Annotated in this window: 13 protein-coding genes and 1 pseudogene; 5 read left to right on the forward strand and 9 right to left on the reverse strand. The window is 64.0% G+C overall.

The window, feature by feature from the left end:
* Positions 1-27: 27 nt before the first annotated feature.
* On the forward strand, positions 28-1218 hold the full coding sequence (locus tag IPV69_RS10450) for an FAD-dependent oxidoreductase (protein WP_206295056.1): 1191 nt from the start codon (positions 28-30) through the stop codon (positions 1216-1218).
* A gap of 33 nt (positions 1219-1251) precedes the next feature.
* On the opposite strand, the gene IPV69_RS10455 is transcribed toward IPV69_RS10450, so the two are convergent.
* The 3 genes and pseudogenes from IPV69_RS10455 to IPV69_RS27915 form a co-directional block, all read right to left on the reverse strand.
* On the reverse strand, positions 1252-3309 hold the full coding sequence (locus tag IPV69_RS10455; RefSeq protein ID WP_206295057.1) for a CotH kinase family protein: 2058 nt from the start codon (positions 3307-3309) through the stop codon (positions 1252-1254).
* A gap of 743 nt (positions 3310-4052) precedes the next feature.
* A complete protein-coding gene (locus IPV69_RS10460) occupies positions 4053-4601 on the reverse strand; it encodes an IS630 family transposase (protein ID WP_241179935.1) in 549 nt (182 codons plus the stop codon).
* Positions 4602-4710: 109 nt separating this feature from the next.
* Positions 4711-5094: pseudogene (locus IPV69_RS27915) on the reverse strand (helix-turn-helix domain-containing protein); the annotation flags it as partial.
* Between the two features lie 417 nt (positions 5095-5511).
* Here IPV69_RS27915 and IPV69_RS10470 point away from each other — a divergent pair.
* Positions 5512-7062, forward strand: coding sequence for a 2-isopropylmalate synthase (locus tag IPV69_RS10470; protein ID WP_206295058.1), 1551 nt, complete (start codon positions 5512-5514; stop codon positions 7060-7062).
* Between the two features lie 115 nt (positions 7063-7177).
* On the opposite strand, the gene IPV69_RS10475 is transcribed toward IPV69_RS10470, so the two are convergent.
* From IPV69_RS10475 to IPV69_RS10490, 4 genes are all read right to left on the reverse strand, one after another.
* Positions 7178-8455: a PQQ-dependent sugar dehydrogenase gene (locus IPV69_RS10475; protein WP_206295059.1), complete on the reverse strand. Its 1278-nt coding sequence runs from the start codon at positions 8453-8455 to the stop codon at positions 7178-7180.
* Positions 8456-8601: 146 nt separating this feature from the next.
* Positions 8602-9627, reverse strand: a complete 1026-nt coding sequence (gene hemB, locus IPV69_RS10480) for a porphobilinogen synthase (protein ID WP_206295060.1) — start codon at positions 9625-9627, stop codon at positions 8602-8604.
* A 21-nt stretch (positions 9628-9648) separates the two neighbouring features.
* Positions 9649-11538, reverse strand: coding sequence for a hybrid sensor histidine kinase/response regulator (locus IPV69_RS10485; protein WP_206295061.1), 1890 nt, complete (start codon positions 11536-11538; stop codon positions 9649-9651).
* Between the two features lie 62 nt (positions 11539-11600).
* Entirely contained in the window at positions 11601-12293 is a 693-nt protein-coding gene (locus tag IPV69_RS10490; protein ID WP_206295062.1) for a hypothetical protein, read from the reverse strand.
* 438 nt (positions 12294-12731) lie between these two features.
* On the opposite strand from IPV69_RS10490, the gene lexA reads away from it, so the two are divergent.
* The 3 genes from lexA to IPV69_RS10505 all read left to right on the forward strand — a co-directional run bounded on the left by lexA (position 12732) and on the right by IPV69_RS10505 (position 15342).
* Complete coding sequence (gene lexA, locus IPV69_RS10495; RefSeq protein ID WP_206295063.1) at positions 12732-13343, forward strand: transcriptional repressor LexA; 612 nt, start codon at positions 12732-12734, stop codon at positions 13341-13343.
* A 408-nt stretch (positions 13344-13751) separates the two neighbouring features.
* Complete coding sequence (locus IPV69_RS10500) at positions 13752-14678, forward strand: aldo/keto reductase (RefSeq protein ID WP_206295064.1); 927 nt, start codon at positions 13752-13754, stop codon at positions 14676-14678.
* Between the two features lie 112 nt (positions 14679-14790).
* Positions 14791-15342: a hypothetical protein gene (locus IPV69_RS10505; RefSeq protein WP_206295065.1), complete on the forward strand. Its 552-nt coding sequence runs from the start codon at positions 14791-14793 to the stop codon at positions 15340-15342.
* A 66-nt stretch (positions 15343-15408) separates the two neighbouring features.
* On the opposite strand, the gene tuf is transcribed toward IPV69_RS10505, so the two are convergent.
* Together tuf and IPV69_RS10515 are read right to left on the reverse strand one after the other, a co-directional pair.
* On the reverse strand, positions 15409-16620 hold the full coding sequence (gene tuf / locus IPV69_RS10510; RefSeq protein ID WP_206295066.1) for an elongation factor Tu: 1212 nt from the start codon (positions 16618-16620) through the stop codon (positions 15409-15411).
* A gap of 100 nt (positions 16621-16720) precedes the next feature.
* Complete coding sequence (locus IPV69_RS10515) at positions 16721-17740, reverse strand: RNA ligase (ATP) (protein WP_206295067.1); 1020 nt, start codon at positions 17738-17740, stop codon at positions 16721-16723.
* Positions 17741-17785: the final 45 nt, after the last annotated feature.

The raw sequence follows: 17785 nt of genomic DNA on the forward strand, positions 1-17785 counted from the left end.
AATGACCATTCCAAAAACCACACGCCCATGAACCGGACGCTCGACTGTGGCATCGTCGGTTGCGGGATCGCGGGGACCGCCGCGGCTCTGATGCTCGCCGGGCAGGGGCATCGCGTTACCCTGTTCGAACAGACCGATCATGTCGGGCCCGTCGGGGCAGGCGTGCTGCTCCAGCCGTCGGGGCAGCGGGTGCTGGCCGAGATGGGGCTGCTCGACGCCCTGCTGCCGAAGGTCGAACCCATCGACCAGATCCATGCCGTCACCGAAACCGGCCGCGACCTGGTCCGCCTCCAATACGGCGAGTTCCACCCGGGCGTGACGGGCGCCGGACTGCACCGCGGCGACCTGTTCTCCCTTCTGCACGGACAACTCGAATCGGCCGGCGTGCGGCTGATGCTCGACACGAAGATCGTCCGCCTTCGCGACATCGAACACCGGCCGACCGCGGTCGATGCCCGCGGCCAGTCCCACGGCCCGTTCGACCTCGTCATCGCCGCCAACGGATCGCGGTCGGTGCTGCGCGAGTCCGCCGGCCTCCACGCACACGTCATCGAGTACGACTACGGCGCACTCTGGACCGTGGCCGATGTCGCCCCCGTCCGCCGACAGTTGTTCCAGATCGCCCACGGCACGCAGCAACTGATGGGCCTCCTCCCGGTCGGCGGCGGCCGATGCAGCCTGTTCTGGGGCATGCACCGCAACGCGATCGACGCACTGCACCGGCGCGGCTTCGGTCGGTGGCGCGACGATGTTCTGCGGCTGGCACCCATCGCCGAGCCCCTGCTCGATCGCATCCGGTCGTTCGACGCGACGCGGTTCGTCACCTACCGCCATGTGCATCTTCGACGAAGCTGGCGTGGCAACGTGGTCTTCATCGGCGATGCCGTCCACGCGATGAGCCCGCACCTCGGGCAGGGCGTCAACCTGGCGTTGCAGGACGCGCAGTCGCTGTCGCTCGCGATCCGCGAAGAGACTTCCGTGCAGACGGCCTTTCGACGGCACAGCCTGAACCGGCGATGGTCGATCGCGTACTACGCCGGCGTGACCGCCTTCCTGACGCCGTTCTTCCAGAGCAATTCCCGACTTCTGGGCATCGGCAGAAACCTTGCACTCCCCGTACTTTGTCGGTGTCGCCCCACCCGGCGAATGATGCTTCGAACGCTGTGCGGGAAGGACGCAGGACAGATGCCGATCAACCCGGCCGCCCACGTGCCCTGATACGTAGATCGTTGCCGCACCTGCCGCCATCACTCACCCCTTCACGTTCACCTCCACCGCCGCGCTCCAGTGGCCGCAGCGGCCGGTGTTGTCGCGATAGCGGGCACGCACGCGGTACACGCCGGGCTCACGGAAAACGTCCTGCGGAACGCTCACCTCCGCCCCGCCGACGACTTCTCCGCGCCAATGCTCGGCCAGTTCGTACCAGCCGATCTTGCCGACCCGCCCGACACGCCATTCCAGCGCGGCGGTCGTCTTGCCGGCCGGAGAAGCGAACGGCGTCGCCTTGAACTGCCGGGCGTTGCCGGCCAACTGTTCGACTTTCGCCGTTGCGGGGATCTTGTCGTCCTTCGCTTCGTGCGCCAGGTAGCCCCAGCCGTAGCCGCGCTGGTCGCCGTCGTTGGGGGCATAGTTTTTCGTCGGGCGCGAGTCGGTGCAGAAGTCGATCAGGTATTTGCCGAAGCCGGCAAAATCGTTGGTCGCGAGCGTTCGCTTCCAGCGCCCGCCGAAGTGGTCCCCTTCCACGGGGTTCACAAAGTACGACCCCTTCTGGTTCATGCGCGGGTGCTGATTCCACACCGCCGCATCGAGCCGTGCCCAGTCGACGGCATGGTTCGGCGGTGCCAGGGCCGCGGCAAGGTCGCGCGTCAGCTGCCCCACCTGCCCGCCGGTCGCCGTCGCGTCGCCGGCGAAGAGATCCAGGATCTCCCGGGCGCGGTTGCGGTATTCCAGCGCGATCGCCGGGTGCTGAAGGCAGTTGTTGGCGTCGATAACGCCCGGCTGGTGATGTCTTGGGACGAACATCATGTCGTTGTCCCAGGGAATCGGCGCCCAGCGCCCGTCGGGATGACGGTAGTAGCCGTGGTTGCCGTCGGGCCGAAGATCGACGTTGCCCAGCAGGCGGTTCATCGCCGCAAAGCTGAAGTAGGTCTGAAGGTCCAGGTTCTGCCGCCACCAGTCCTCCTTCGGGTTAGACCGCATGCCGTTCAGGAACTTCTCCCATTCCTTCTGGGGTTCCGGCATTCCTTTGGGCGCCTCCTTGATGCCGCTCTGAGTACTGACCGTCAGCCCCTTGGGCAGCTTGCGGTCGGCGAGCAGTTTCGGTTCCATCTCGCCGAGCACCACGTAGACGCCCCACAGATCGCCGGCGTACTGGTCCTTCGGCGACACCTCGTGTTCCCCGGTGACGACGCGCCATTGCACCCACGTCGCCGGCGGCGTGGGAACGCCCGCCAGCCGATACGCCCGCATCGACATCACCTCGTCGAGCCCGGTGATGCCGCGCAGTGTCGGCAGGTAAGGCGTCGATCCGCCGGGGTTCAGGTTCAGGCTCTTGACCTCATCGGGGAACGCGACCCCGTTGTGATCGACGAACGGCAGGTCGTGCCCCTTGGCGAAGTTCAGCCCCCACTTGTTCTTCCCGCTGATGTGCGCGCTCCCCTGCCCGCGATTGCTGTACTGAATGTGGTCGTAGACTACGCCGCGGTACACCAGGGTGCCCTGCTGCTTCTGCTTGTGAAAGTTGCCGTCCCACTGGCTCTTGGCGACGTCCTCGGCACGGGCGAGCAGGTGAAACGTTTGCAGCGTGCCCAGAAACGCCGGCGAGAACTGCATCACCGGAGACTTGCGGGGATCGATCGCCCCCGCCCAGGCCGCCGGGCCGGCATCGCACCACCAGGCGAAGTTGGGACAGGTGTCGTCGGTGGCCGGCCATTGCATCGCCTTGCCGGCAGCGTCCTTCGCGACGATCCGATAGCGCACCAGCCAGCGATGCTTCTGCCAGGTTTCCGGCACCCGCACGCTGAAGACCGAGTCGCCGGCCTTGGCATCGCCGTCCTTACCGTCGTCCCGCAGGGGCAGGTCGGTCCAGTTCTGCTCGTACGCCGGGTCGGATTTGCGCACGTACTTCCCCGGCGCAACCGCTTGCAACTTGAGGACGGCGCTGGTGGTGCCAGCGGCCAGTTCCGCGGAGACAACAACCGGCACACCCGGCTTCGGTTGCACAGGCTCATGCCTAACCGCCGCCCCCACCGGGACGCTAAAGCCGAGCAGGACAACCAGTCTGACGATCTTGCCGGAAAGCAAAGTCATGGATGCAAACGCCTCAAAAGAACTCACAACCCCCGAACCCGCCGCGATGATCGATCACGGCCGGCGAAAGCTTACCGTAGTCGACCGTAAGTATTCATCACGGGTCGGCCTCCGGCACGAACCGGCACCTCTATAGATAGACGGCCCCCGCGGAATACCGACCTGAGCCGATATCCGTACCTGGGAACGCCGAGCTCCAGCTCGGCTCTTCCGCCGGCACCAAGCTGGGGCGCAGCATTCCCAGCGGACAGCACACTCCAGTTCTCCGCCAAACGAACCCAAGGCGGAGGTCGACATCGGCCCAGTCGACCCCGCCAAACGAACCCGAGAAGTCCCCAGCAATACCGGCGAGCTGTTCCGCCAAACGAACCCAAGCCATCTGCCCGATTGGCACCCTGAAGCATGTCTAAGCGTCTATCGCCTCTTGAGTTGGCGGCAGACAAAGATTCGGCCGAACGAACCCGAAATTCGGCCGACGTGGGCAACACGCATTCTGCCGAACAAACCCGGGACGCCACCTGCATTGGCTCACCGGGCGTTTCGACGCGTGATTCAGAGGAGTGCATGACAACCCCTTCCCCGACTCAAAAGCCGTGGCGAGTAACGGGCACGCGGACGTTTCGGTCATCCGATTTTAAGGTTGACCAACCGTACACCCCAACGATAATGTTCGTATATTGTACGGTTCGACAAATCCACTACAAGAGGAATCTTCGGCAGGTACGCGGTTCTCGATCTAAAGGTTACTGAGCGCTGGATAAGTTTGGCGCGAGTTCCGCGCCTTCGAAGCACGAGCGGAGCAACGCCTGATTGCCGCCTACGTCGTCCAAGTGTCGCTTGGCCTCGGCGTGAAGTTTCTCCAACTCCCCAATCGTGTGGTTCGCCATCCGGTGGTACTTCGTCAGGCTCCATACGCCTTCCACCGCATTGAGCTGCGGCGCGTAGGTCGGCAGATAGTGCAATCTTAAACGCGGGTACTCCGCCGCCAGTTCCTTCACGATTGGCGACTTGTGTGCCGAGAGGTTGTCCCAGACCACATCGATCGTTTTGTCAGGATACTCGACAAGCACGCGGTGCAGGAACGCCGCCGCCTGCTCGCCGCGGACGTAGCTGTCGGGATGGAAGTCGCACACGAGATCGATCTTCGCCGTGGCGGCGTGCAAGACCACGGCCCCCAGCACGCTGACTTTCTGCTGCCGCCGATTGCGGTAGGCGACGACCGGCGTCTGAGCGATCGGGGCCCAAGTCTTCTTGACGTTCGGCGTCATCATGAAGCCGACCTCGTCGGCCATCAGAATCACTCCGCCGGACTCGATACTTTTTTAGAAGTTCCGGCCAGAACTCCGCCCGCCAGGCGGCCACCTTCACCGGGTCGTGCTCGCGTGCCCGACGTTGGGGCTTCTGATGGGAAAAGCCCATGTCTTTCAGCATGACGCCGATGTGGTCGTGGTGGTACTTCACCTGGAACTCACGCTCGATCAGGTCGGCGATCAGCTGTTGGGTCCAGAGATACTTGTCGAATCCGCACTCCCTGGGCGTCTTGAGCAGCAACCCGGCAAGAGTCTTACGCTGGGCCTCATTCAGCCGCGACGGGCGTCCGGGTGGTTTGCGCGACACCAGTGCGTCACGGCCGCCCTTGCGGTATGCCCGCCGCCAGGCTCGGACGGTCTGGTCGTCGACCCCAAGGTCTTTGGCGATTTCGGCCGGCTCGCGATCCTGCTCGAACATGTTGGCCGCGATGCTCCGGACCCGATCCCACTCCTGGCGTGTTCCTTTCTTTCGCATGGCGCGGATTTACCATCGATCCGCAGAGGGCGCAAGGGGTTGCGCGCTATGAAAATCTAGCGGTCAGTAGCCGCGACGCGAAGCGGAGCGCTCGCGGACCTTTCTCGCGCTCTCACCGTTTGCCACTCGTCGCGGCTTCCCCCCCTTTCAACTTGACTTTCACCACCCGGCTTGATTTACTTCGGCCTGTGAACCGCGACGCCCTGCGACTTACGGAACTTCGGCCGGCCCTTACGGGCCTTGGTCTTGGTTGCGTTCGATCGTAGGGCTTAGACGACTTTTCGCTAAGCAACTGACCCTGCGATCGGCCCGCCGACCGCAGGGTTCTTTTTTTCACCGGCGACGCACGTCGCCACCCGCGGTTGAGAGTTGATTGCCCCAGGTTCGAACACCGTTCGAACCGATCTGGAGTCCGCCATGGAAACCCTGCGCATTTTCGACACCACCCTGAGAGACGGCGAGCAATCCCCCGGCGCCACCCTTTCCCAGCCGGAAAAACTGGAAATCGCTCGCTATCTCGAAGGCATGGGCGTCGACATCATCGAGGCGGGATTCCCGATCAGTTCCGAGGGGGACTTCGAATCGGTCCGTATCATCGCGTCGGAGATCACCAAAAGTACGGTCTGCGGCCTGGCCCGTTGCGCGCCCAAGGACATCGAGCGGGCCGGCGAGGCGGTCAAGGTCGCGGCGAAGGGACGCATCCACGTCTTCTGCGCCACCAGCAAGATCCACCGCGAACACAAGCTGCGCAAGGGGAAGGAAGAAATCCTGAAGCTTTCGGTCCGGTCGATCCAGCAGGCATTGGAGTACACAAAGGACGTCGAGTTCAGCCCCGAAGACGCCAGCCGGACCGAGTTGGAGTTTTTGGAAGAGATCGTCCACGCCGCGATTGAAGCCGGTGCGACCACGATCAACCTGCCCGACACCGTCGGCTACGCCACGCCCAAGACCTACGGCGAAATCTTCAGCCATCTGCTGAAGAAGCTGCCCATCATCAAAGAGAAGAACGTGATCCTGTCGGCCCATTGTCATGACGACCTGGGGCTGGCGGTTGCCAATTCGCTGTCGGCGGTGGAGAACGGCGCACGGCAGGTGGAATGCACGATCAACGGCATCGGCGAGCGCGCCGGAAACGCCGCGTTGGAAGAGATCGTGATGATCCTAAAAACCCGCAGCGACGTGTACAAGATCGGGTCGAAGATCGACAGCACCAAGATCTTCCCCGCCAGCCGCATGGTCAGCACGCTCACCGGCCTGGCCGTCCAGCGGAACAAGGCGATCGTCGGCCAGAACGCGTTCGCCCACGAGAGCGGCATTCACCAGGACGGCATCCTGAAGTTCCGCGAGACGTACGAAATCATGGACCCGGCGTCGGTCGGTTTGCCGACCAACGTGCTGGTCATGGGCAAGCATTCCGGCCGGGCCGCGTTCCGCGACCGCGTCACCGTGCTGGGCTACAAGATGACCGACGAGCAGATCGAGTCGGCGTTCGTGCAGTTCAAGGCGCTGGCCGACAAGAAGAAGGAAGTCTTCGACGAAGACATCGAAGCGATCATCGACCAGTCGCTCGACATGTCGGCGAGCCTGTGGGAACTGGCCGGCCTGCAGGTGGTCGCGGGATCGAACACCACGCCGACGGCGACCGTCACCCTGCGCGACAGCACCGGCGAAACCGTCACCGATGCCAGCGTGGGCGACGGCCCGGTCGATGCGATCTACTCGGCGATCCAGCGGCTGACGAAGATCGAGGTGAAGCTGGTCGATTACCGCATTCGCGCCATCACCAAGGGCAAAGACGCCCAGGGCGAAGTGCAGATCGAGCTCGAACACAGCGGCAAGCGCATCCGCGGCCGCGGCCGAAGCACCGACATCCTGGAAGCCAGCGCGCTGGCGTACCTGGCGTCGATCAACCGCCTGCGAAGCCTGAACCAGCGGGAAATGCTCGTCCACCCCCACGCGGCGGTGTGACTGGAGAAATAGTAGTCAGTAGTCAGTAGTCAGTAGTCAGTAGTCAGTGGTCAGTGGTCAGTGGTCAGACGAAAAACGGATTCTTGTCTGACTACCGACTACTGACTACTACTCGCTACTTCGCAGACGCCACCGCGGACACTCTCCACACGCTATTGCCCGCATCATCGCAGACCAGGATTGAACCGTCGGTCATTGCGATGACGCCGACGGGTCGGCCGTAGACAGTTTTCTTTTCGGCGTCGGCGACGAAGCCGGAAAGGAAATCGCGCACCGCGCCGGACGGCTTACCTTCTTTGAACGCGACGAACAGAACGCGGTAGCCGGACATCTCCGAGCGGTTCCAACTACCGCGCTGGCCGATGAACGCACCGCCGCGGAACTCTTCGGGGAAGACGCTGCCGGTGTAGAACGTCAAACCGAGCGAGGCGGTGTGCGCCCCCAGCGCGAAGTCAGGCTTGACCGACTTGGCGACCAGTTCCGGGCGGGCACCCTTGTGCCGCGGATCTTCATTCGTACCCCAGTAGGCAAAGGGCCAGCCGTAGAACGCGCCTTCTTTCACGCTGGTGATGTAGTCAGGAACGAGGTCGTCGCCGAGATGGTCGCGTTCGTTGACCGCCGTCCAGAGCGCGCCGGTGGCGGGCTCGAACGCCATGCCGACAGGGTTGCGCAGGCCGGCGGCGAAGATTTTCATGTCGCTGCCGTCGGGGTTGGATTGCAGGATCGCCGCCCGGCGGGGCTCTTTGGCGTCCTGGTCGAGCTTTTCATCGACGTTGGAAGCCGACCCGACGGATACGTAGATCTTTTTGCCGTCCGGGCTGGCGACGATGTTGCGCGTCCAGTGGTTGTTGTAGCCGTCGGCGGGCAGGTCGAGCACCTTGGTGCCGGCGCCCTCGATTTTCGCCGCGCCTGCCTTGTAGGGGTAGCGCATCACGCTGTCGGTATTGGCGACGTAGAAGTGGTCGCCGAGGACGAGCATCCCCAGGGGCTGGTTCAACTTGTCGAGGAATACCGAGCGTGTCTCGGCGACGCCGTCGCCATCGGCATCGACCAGCCGGGTGATTCGGTTGGCGCTGATCGGCTTCTTCGTGTCGGATTCTGCGATGAGCACGCTGCCGTCGGGAAGCGCATACGCCCAGCGCGGGTTCTTCAGATCGCCGGCAAACGCCTGCACGCGGAAACCGGCGAGCGGGATCGGCGTCTTGCCTTCCGGCCAGCCGATGACCTGAGGGTGGTTGGTGACCGACTTGGTCGCGAACGGCTCGGTCAGTTTGGGGTCCTGGCCCACGGTGGTCTCAGGCGGACGGGCGGTGCCAGGATCTTTCGCGTCGGCAGCGATCGCGATCGGCGCGGCAGCGGAAAACAGGACGACGGCAAGTGCAGAACGATACATGAGGCAAGCTCCGGTGAATGGCCAGTCCGGAAGCTAACCCGAAGCAGCAAAGCCTGGGGAGGTGCAAAAAGCGGGAGTAGTCAGTAGTCAGTGGGCAGACAAGTCTATGCTTCCGACTACTGACTACTGACTACTGACTACTACTACTACTTCTCGATCAGCTTCGCCAGCAGTTCTGCGTAATACGTGATCACCAGGTCAGCGCCGGCGCGTTTGATTGCGACGAGCGATTCGACCACCGCACGATCGCGGTCGAGCCAGCCGTTGCGGGAAGCGGCCTCGAGCATCGCGTATTCGCCGCTCACCTGGTACGCCACCACCGGCACGCGGACCTGCTCGCGGACGGCGCGGATGATGTCCAAATATGCGCCGGCGGGTTTGACCATCACCATGTCGGCCCCCTGCTCGACGTCGAGCGTGGCTTCGGTGACGGCCTCATCCACGCCGCGGGCGGGGTCCATCTGGTAGCTTCGGCGGTCGCCGAAACTGGGGGCCGAGTCGGCCGCATCGCGGAAGGGGCCGTAGAAGGCGCTGGCGTATTTCACGGCGTAGGCCAGCAGGGAGACATCGGCGAAGCCGGCGGCGTCGAGCCCCTTGCGCAGGGCACCGATCGTGCCGTCCATCATGCCGCTGGGTGCGACCACCGCCGCGCCCGCCCGGGCGTGGTTGATCGCCTGCTGCACGAGCCGGGCGACGGTGGGGTCGTTGTCGACGGTCGTCAGCGCGTCGGGCGGGTGGTCGCCGCAGGTCAGCGGTCCGCAATGGCCGTGGCTGGTATACTCGCAGAAACACAGGTCCGTGATGCCGGCCATCGGCAGCTTCTGGCGGGCGGCCTCTTTCAGCAGGCGACAGACGACGTTGTCGGGGTCGAGCGCGGCGGAACCGAGCTCGTCCTTTTTCGCCCGATCGACGACGCCGAAAATCAGGTACGCGCCGTAGCCTTCCTCAGCCCGTTGCGCCAACCAGGGGAGGGCAACATCGACCGACATCTGAAAGACGCCGGGCATCGACGACACTTCCTGGCGAATCCCTGAGCCCTCGCGAACAAAAACGGGCACGATCACGTCGCGACGACGCAGCGAGACGCGTTGCAGCAGCGGTCGCAGCGCCGGTGCGCGAAGGCGGCGGGGACGGATCGGAAGGTCCTGAGCAGCTCGGTCGGAGTCGGCCATGGGTCGGATTATACGGCAGTTTCAGCCAGTTTGGCCGTCGGACGGCACCGGCCGGCGGATTGTCGGGGAGCGGTGGGACGCCGGGCGGGCGGACGTGTCGGCGATCAGGCGGATAAGTTCGTCGGCTTCCACGGGCTTGGTGACAAACTCGTCGAAACCCGCCTCCAGCGCGCGGGTCCGGTCTTCCGGCAGCGCATACGCGCTGCACGCGATCGCCGGGAGGTGCGCCCAGGCCTCGCGTTGTCGAAGCTCCCGGACCAGGTCACACCCGTCGCGGCCCGGCAGGCCGATGTCGCTCAGGAGCAGGTCGAACGGCTCATTCAAAGCCAGGGCGGCCTCGGCCGACTCGACCGCGGTCACCTTCGCGCCCGCCCGGCCCAGGAGGAGCGCCAGGCCGGAACGCGAGTCGGGGTCATCCTCGACCAACAGGATGCGACGTCCGGCGAGCAGGGGTTGCCCGAGCGTTGGTTCGGCGGCGGTTGCGGGCGCTTCGTTGCAGGAGTCGTCGTCTTCGTCGTACGACGGAAGCCGTTCCCCGCCGCCGGGAATCAGCGCCGATTGTGTGGCCGCCGGGAACCGCGCAGAGAAGACAGCACCCTTTCCCAGGCCCTCGCTATCGCCGGTCACGGTGCCGCCGTGCGCCTCGACGATGTGCTTGACGATCGAGAGCCCGATTCCCACCCCCGCTTCGGTATGCTGATCCGATCCTGAGGTCTGCTGAAACCGCTCGAAGACGTGTTGCAGCTGGTGCGCGGATATTCCCCTGCCCTGGTCGATCACACGAATAAGCCAGTCGTCCCCCTCGCGGGTCAGGCGGCAGAAAACCGTTCCCTGCAACTCAGAGAACTTGATCGCATTGGTCAGCAGGTTCCAGATGACCTGCTGCACCCGACGGGCGTCGCCGAGCATGCGGCACGGGGTGGGGGCAAGAATCTCGGTGACGACGGTGACCTGATGTTCCTCGGCCATCGGGCCGAGCAACTCGACTGTTTTGACCACCACTTCGTCGAGCCGCATCGGGCGGAACTCCACCTTCAGCCGCCCGCCGATGATACGCGTGACATCCAGCAGATCCTCGATGAGCAGTGTCTGGGTCAGCGCGCTGTGCTGGATCATCATCGCGGCTTCGCGGATCGTCGCCATGTCGTCCGGTGACGGGTCGCGAAGGACTTCAGTCCAGAGGCGGATTGCCGTGATCGGCGTGCGGAGTTCGTGCGAAAGATTGGTCAGGAACTGGTCCTTCATCCGGCTGGCCTGTTCCAACTCGCGGGCCATCTCGCGGATTCGGTCCTCGGCCCGCTGCCGTTCGGTGATATTCACGGCCAGCCCCGCCACCCAGGGCTCGCCGGTCGGACTCGACAGCGGGAAACGATGCACCAGGTAGTGGATCGTCTCGCCCTCGATATTGACGGTCTCGACCAGCTGGCTGGGCTGGCCGGTGGCGATGACGTCGTCGTCCCGCTTGACGAGGCGGGCGAAGGTTTCGGGGGAATGCAGTCCCTCGTCGGTGTTGCCGGTCATCTCTTCGGATTTCACGCTTCCGGGCATGTCGCCGCGGATCAGCATGAAGCGGTGGGTTGAATCGCGGATGTAAACCACGCCGGGAAAGTGGTCGGCCAGCGTCAGCAGCAGTCGCTGGGTATCGGCCGCGGTGCGCTCGGCTTTGCGGGTGTGCGCCAGGCGGCGCACCACCAGCAGCCACAGCAGGGACGCCGTCACGGTGACGAAGGTCAGCCCCTTGATCGTCTGGAATCCGGTGATGCGATCGAGCCGGTCGGGCGGGACGATCATCTCGACGACGCGGTCCGACAGCAGGATCCACAGCGCCGCGAACAGCAGGTATCCCCCGGCGATTCGTCCGGCGGCGAACAGGTCGGAGCGCTTGGCGACATCAGCGATCGGTTCAGCCATGGGAGCGAAAGTCGCACTTGTAGTGCCCGTTGTCAAAAAAAGCGCACGCTGGCATAAGCTGACTACGCCCGGCGGATGATCATGATCTTCTGCCAGATCTTGCGAGAGAAGCCGGTGGTGAGGGTCTCAAGATCGTTGACGGCTTCGAGCGTGACCGGGTCATCGAACTCCTCCACCTGCAACGCCGCAAGCTTGCTGAGCAGCGACAACGCCTCGCTGCAGTAATCGAGGTAGCGGACGAGCAGGTCCGGCGTCAGCTGCAGCCGGGGCGGCGAATGTTCCGTCGGCCGGAGCGTCGTTTCAATCCGGTCGGGGGTCTTGGAGATCTGGTGCATATCGATCACGTGCGCCAGCGACCGAAGTTGTGCCACCAGCGACAACACCCGGCGACGTTTAAGGCGGGTTTCGATCGACCAGACGAAATAAATCGCCGCGCCGCCAAACACCAGGATGTTGATTGTCGCCTCGATGCCCTGGGCGACGTCGATCGCGCTGGCCTCGCCGGCGGGCATGCGGAGCGACGCCGAGGCGACCATCGCGAGCCCCGCCAAACCCATCGCCAGCAATCCCACGAAGATCCGCACCGGGATATTCGCCGGGACCAGCGAATCAGCGACCTGCACCGCCTGTCGCGCGACCGGCACCAGGTCGGCCACCACCCTGGACAACCCCGAATCGGGAAGCCGCTCGGACACCCGTAGCGAAAGCTGCTCGGTGGTGGCGATGAGCTTGGCTGGTTGAAGTTGGTAGTTCAAACGCGGACCTCGCCACGAGGGGCACACGGGCTGATTTGCGACCGCCCACTGGTCGGGACATTGCTGCCGATTGTAACCCGCTTCGTCCGGACGTACCTGCCAGATGGGCCGACACCGGCGGCACGATTCGCGACCCGTCCAACGAAGTTTAACCCGTTCGGTAGATTTTTGACGAATATTCACTTGACGCGCCGCGGAGAGACGCTACTCTTCGTTAGGCGTGTGTTCACGGAACAATATCCGAACGATCTGGCGATCACAGTCTACGGTTCGCCTGCCGAACCTGTTTCGAACGGCCACGCGACCTGACCTGATCCGCCCGATCCGATCGGATGAGATCAGATCGAATTGAAAACAGTCGCTATCGCCCCGCTATCGGCTTCGCGCGGTTATGAAAACCCGGAAGTCCGCCTGGTGGTTGGCAAGGAGCATCTTTATATGAATCTCACTCCCCGTCAGCTCGATGTTCTGGTTGCCATCCGCAATTACCGGCATCTTCACGGCTACGCGCCGACAATGCAGGAACTGGCCGACCAACTCGGGACCAGCAAAGTGACCATTTTCGAACACGTCGGTGCCCTGGAGCGCAAGCGTGTCCTGCGGCGCGACAAGCACAAGGCCCGCTCGCTCGAGATCATCGCCGACGAGCTGTTGCCCGATGAAGAACGCAGCACCAAGCTGCCGCTGCTCGGCAACATCGCCGCCGGTGCCCCGATCGAAGCGGTCGAGAATCGCGAAGATCTCGACCTGGAGACCATGTTCCACTCCAAGCACGGTGTTTACGTCCTGCGGATCCGGGGCGAGAGCATGATCGACGATCATCTCTGCGACGGCGACTACGTCGTCATCGAACGCCGTGAAAACGCCAAGAGCGGCGAACAGATCGTCGCGCTCATCGACGGTCAGGAAGCGACGCTCAAGCGCTTCTACAAAGAGTCCGGCGGCAAGGTTCGCCTGCAGCCGGCCAACAAGAGCATGGAGCCCCGCGTTCTCGAGGCCGACCGAGTGAAGGTTCAGGGCGTCGTCATCGGCGTACTGCGGAGCTACTAGCCTGGGAAATGCAGATCACCACGGAGGACACTGAGAACACGGAGAATACACGGAGATGCGGTTGCTGATCGACCGTCGCGACCTCCAAGACCAAGTACTTGGACCGATCACGCGGCTGGCTCACTCATCAACCGTTTCTCTGTGTTTCTCTCCGTCAAATCGGTGTCCGGTCCTGAAGTTTGAAGTGGCGCACGCCAAGACGCCGAGTTACCAGGGACGCCATCCAAGGCAGCTCTTGGCGCCTCGGCGTCTTGGCGTCTTGGTGGCGTTCGATCCTGGTCATCCCGGCCCCTTGCGAGGGGTTCCCGCGTAGCCGGCGGGCTTGCCCGCCGGGGTGTATCTTTTCAAACCATCACGCATCGAGAAACGGCAATCTGATCGCAGGATCGGCAGGCCTACAATCCCGCCATGGTCAAACGCAAGTTCGGCAGCACGAATCTCGATGTGACACCCCTGGGCTTTGGCGCCGCGCCGATCGGCTTTCTTAAGACCGAGCAGGACCGTGTCGCGACCATTCTCAATCTGCTGCTCGATGAGGGCATCAATCTCATCGACACCGCAGCAATGTACGAAGGCTCGGAGTCTCTGATCGGCCAGGCCGTCGGGCACCGCCGATCGGAATACGTGCTGGTCAGCAAGTGCGGCACCCGCGTCCCAGAGATCAGTGCCCCCCTCTGGTCGGCCGAGTTGATCTCCCAAACCGTGGATCGGGCACTGCGCAACCTGCGGACAGACCACCTCGACGTCATGCTGCTCCACTCCTGTGACCTCAAAACTCTGCAGAAGGGTGAGGCACTGGCGGCACTCGTCAAGGCAAGGGATGCCGGCAAGGTGCGCTTCGTCGGCTACAGCGGCGACAACCAGACCGCCGCCTACGCGGCCTCTTTCCCTGACGTCGCGGTCATCGAGACCAGCATCAGCATCGCCGACCAGGCCAATCTGCAGGCCGTCCTCCCCGCCGCCGCCGAGCACCAGGTCGGCATCATCGCCAAGCGACCCATCGCCAACGCCGCCTGGATGGGTGTCGAAGGGCGATCCGGGTTTTATGGCGGATACGTCAAACCCTATGTCGACCGCCTGGAACAGATGAACGTCGCCCCGACGGACATCGGCTTCGATTCCGACGGCAGCGACGCCTGGGCCGAGATGGCCCTTCGCTTCACGCTCTCGCACCCCGGCGTTCATACCGCGATCATCGGCACGACCAACCCCGACAACGCGCGAAAGAACATCGCCTTCGCGAACAAGGGCCCTCTCTCGCCCGAGCAGGTCGCGCAAATCCGCCAGGCCTTCCGCGAAGCCGACCCGAGCGAGAAGTGGATCGGCATGCAGTAGTCCCACCGTTCGGCGTCGCCGACTGCCGCAGATCCTGAGTTTCGTGTGATACCTGCTCTGACCAAACCCCTCCTCGCGTGAAACCTTCCGCGGCTTCACGCGTCAGAAATGCATGGCAATCGCACGACGAAACCCCGCGCTCCTTGCTCTCATCGGCCTGGTCGTTGCGCTAGCGATGCCGTCGGCGGCTGGCGCCAAGGCTGCATTCGCCGGCAAGACCGAGATGGTCGATCGGTCGGCGGTTGTCGCTGTCGTGGACATCACGGCTGTTGAAACGGTATCCGTCAAAGGTGAGCACTGGACTTACCAACAGCGGGCCAAGGCCGTCGTGAAACAGGCACTGAAAGGGCCGCTGGTCGCCGGCGCGGAGATCACGCTGCACGGCGACGAAGACTTCATCTGTGCCCGGTGCCATTTCACCCCCGGCCGTTCTCTGGTGTTTCTGACGGTAGACAAATCCGCCGACGGCTCAAAACTTTGGATCGGGTCAAACTGGCACCTGTCGATACGGCCCATCACAGCCGACCCCGATAAGGGGGACCGGGTCGAGTGGTACAAGGACGATCGGAATATCGAACTCGCACCCGCGCCACTTGGCGATGTGCTGGCCGAGATCGGTCGCCTGGTTAACCAACAGAAGGACCAAGCCCAGCCAGGGAAGTGAACAAGGGCGGCCCCTCGCGGGACCGCCCTCGTTCTTTCACCACACCTGACACAGCATGGACCTTCGTCAATCCAGGACGCGCCGGACGATGCCCGATCCGACCGTCTTGCCACCCTCGCGGATGGCAAACCGCAGCCCGGGTTCCAGTGCGACCGGCAAATCGAGCTGGATGCGGATCGACACGTTGTCGCCCGGCAGAATCATGTCGACGCCGCCAACCAGCGCCATCTCGCCGGCAACATCGGTCGTGCGGAAGAAGAACTGCGGTCGGTAGCCGCCGAAGATCGGCGTATGCCGCCCACCCTCATCCTTCCTCAGCACGTACAGCTCGCCGTCGAACGTCGCTTGCGGCCGTACACTGCCCGGTACCGCCACCACCTGGCCCCGCTCGACCTGATCGAGCTCGACGCCACGCAGCAACAGGCCCGCACTGTCGCCGGCCTCGGCGCGCTCCGCGGACCGGTGGAACATCTCCACGTCGCGAACGACCGACTTCAGCACCGGCTCGTCGAGCCGTCGCAGGCCGACCACTTCGACCGCATCGCCGCGCGCTACGACGCCGCGTTCGATCCGCCCCGTGACCACCGTGCCCAGGCCCTTGATGGCGTGAACGCTCTCAATCGGCATGAGCAACGGCTGCTCGAGCTTCCGGGCCGGCAGCTCGAACCACGCATCCAGCGCCGCCACCAGGGCGTCAACACCGGCCGAAGCCGTGTCATCGCCCGGCGACTGCAGCGCCGGCAGCGCGCTGCCGCGGATCACCGGCGTGTTCTCGCCGTCGAAGCCGTACTTCGACAGCAGATCGCGCGCTTCCATCTCGACCAGGTCGATCAGTTCCGGGTCGTCGACCAGATCCACCTTGTTCAGGAAGACCAGCAACTTCGGAACGCCGACCTGTCGTGCGAGCAGCACGTGCTCGCGCGTCTGAGGCATGGGACCGTCGGCCGCCGACACGACAAGGATTGCCCCGTCCATCTGCGCCGCGCCGGTGATCATGTTCTTCACGTAGTCGGCGTGGCCCGGACAGTCGACGTGGCCGTAGTGCCGCGTCGCCGACTCGTACTCGGCGTGACCGGCCGTGATCGTGATGATCTTGGTCTCGTCGCGCCGCGTACCGCTCTTGGCGATCGTGTCGTAGCTGACGGCTTTCACGTGCGGGAAGCGAGCCGCCGACCGCGCGCTCAAAGCTGCCGTCAGCGTCGTCTTCCCATGGTCGATATGTCCGATCGTGCCGACGTTAAGGTGCGGCTTATCACGGACGAAAAATGCCTTGGCCATGGGGGCCTCCAAAAATGGAGCGGAGAGCTGGAAATCGGGAGCTGGAAAGAAGGTCCCGGCAATGCATTCGGGCTTCCAGCTCCCAACTTCGCTCCTCGCTCTACACGTCGTCGGTGTCCGAGATGCGCTTGCTGAGCAGGTACTCGTCACCGAGGTACTTGAGAATCACGCGGCCGACCTTCGGGTCGGTCCGCTCCTTCAGCGGCCGCACGACCACACCCTCGCGAATGTGGTCAGCGCCGGCGAACGTCGTCCGGCCGCCGCTGACGGCCTTGATAGCGCCGATGCTGAACGTGCCGCGGAAGACTTCCGGCGCCGTCGCCACGCCGAAGGCGCGGCAGCGGTCCGAGAAGTCGTCGGCGTCCAGGTACTTGCCGTCGACCAGCAGGTCGAACGCCACGAAACCCAGCTTGCCGACCGCGCCGTACGTCAGGCTCTGCACCTTGCTGCCGAACACCTCGCCGAACAGGACAACCTGCCGGCTGGTGCGCGAGAGGTTTTCCACCAGCGCCCGCACGCCCGGTTCGGTCGTCGGGAACCAGTACGTGCTCGATGCCATCTGTTCGTCCGTCGGACGCTGACGGCGGACCTCCATCGAGCCGGCCATCCACTCGCCTTCGATCATGCCGACACGGCAGTTCGTGCCGTGCACCTTCTCGGTCGCCACGACCGGCTCGCCGTCGACGAGAATGCCCGGGAAGTTCCGCAGGTTCTCGACGTCGGTGTAGCTGACGAACAACGGATGCGGCGGCAGCGCATCGCCCGCCGACGGACGGATCGGCGGCACGTATTTCGTGATGCCGTACCGCTCGCGGACGTCGGTGCCTTCAGCCCAGGTCGAGTCCTCCAGGTCCATGATCACGCCGAACGAAGGCTCACCCCGCAGTCGGGCGCAGCGCACCCGGCCGTTGGAGAGGTACTTCGTGACGCCGATCCGGTCCGACAGCTCGACCGGCAGCAGGCTGTCGATCGGGATGTAGACGACCCGGTCGCCGTCGGCGTACCGGCCCTTCGGGACGACGCACTGCCAGCCCTTGATCTGGGCCAGTTCCAGCACATCGGCGTTCGGGTGCGGCAGCACTTTGTCGATCCGGCTCACTTCAACAATCAACGTGGACATGGCGTCCTCCCTTCTTCTCCTTGGAATTTTGTTGGCAGGGTCCGC

The sequence above is a fragment of the Humisphaera borealis genome, from assembly GCF_015169395.1.
Classification (GTDB): domain Bacteria; phylum Planctomycetota; class Phycisphaerae; order Tepidisphaerales; family Tepidisphaeraceae; genus Humisphaera; species Humisphaera borealis.

What these genes read in the sequence shown, in the direction of transcription:
- IPV69_RS10460 (WP_241179935.1), bottom strand. Translation starts at nt 4,601, where the DNA reads ATGGCCGACGAGGTCGGCTTCATGATGACGCCGAACGTCAAGAAGACT.
- IPV69_RS10500 (WP_206295064.1), top strand. Translation starts at nt 13,752, where the DNA reads ATGGTCAAACGCAAGTTCGGCAGCACGAATCTCGATGTGACACCCCTG.
- IPV69_RS10505 (WP_206295065.1), top strand. Translation starts at nt 14,791, where the DNA reads ATGGCAATCGCACGACGAAACCCCGCGCTCCTTGCTCTCATCGGCCTG.
- IPV69_RS10455 (WP_206295057.1), bottom strand. Translation starts at nt 3,309, where the DNA reads ATGACTTTGCTTTCCGGCAAGATCGTCAGACTGGTTGTCCTGCTCGGC.
- IPV69_RS10515 (WP_206295067.1), bottom strand. Translation starts at nt 17,740, where the DNA reads ATGTCCACGTTGATTGTTGAAGTGAGCCGGATCGACAAAGTGCTGCCG.
- tuf (WP_206295066.1), bottom strand. Translation starts at nt 16,620, where the DNA reads ATGGCCAAGGCATTTTTCGTCCGTGATAAGCCGCACCTTAACGTCGGC.
- IPV69_RS10475 (WP_206295059.1), bottom strand. Translation starts at nt 8,455, where the DNA reads ATGTATCGTTCTGCACTTGCCGTCGTCCTGTTTTCCGCTGCCGCGCCG.
- IPV69_RS10485 (WP_206295061.1), bottom strand. Translation starts at nt 11,538, where the DNA reads ATGGCTGAACCGATCGCTGATGTCGCCAAGCGCTCCGACCTGTTCGCC.
- hemB (WP_206295060.1), bottom strand. Translation starts at nt 9,627, where the DNA reads ATGGCCGACTCCGACCGAGCTGCTCAGGACCTTCCGATCCGTCCCCGC.
- IPV69_RS10470 (WP_206295058.1), top strand. Translation starts at nt 5,512, where the DNA reads ATGGAAACCCTGCGCATTTTCGACACCACCCTGAGAGACGGCGAGCAA.
- IPV69_RS10450 (WP_206295056.1), top strand. Translation starts at nt 28, where the DNA reads ATGAACCGGACGCTCGACTGTGGCATCGTCGGTTGCGGGATCGCGGGG.
- lexA (WP_206295063.1), top strand. Translation starts at nt 12,732, where the DNA reads ATGAATCTCACTCCCCGTCAGCTCGATGTTCTGGTTGCCATCCGCAAT.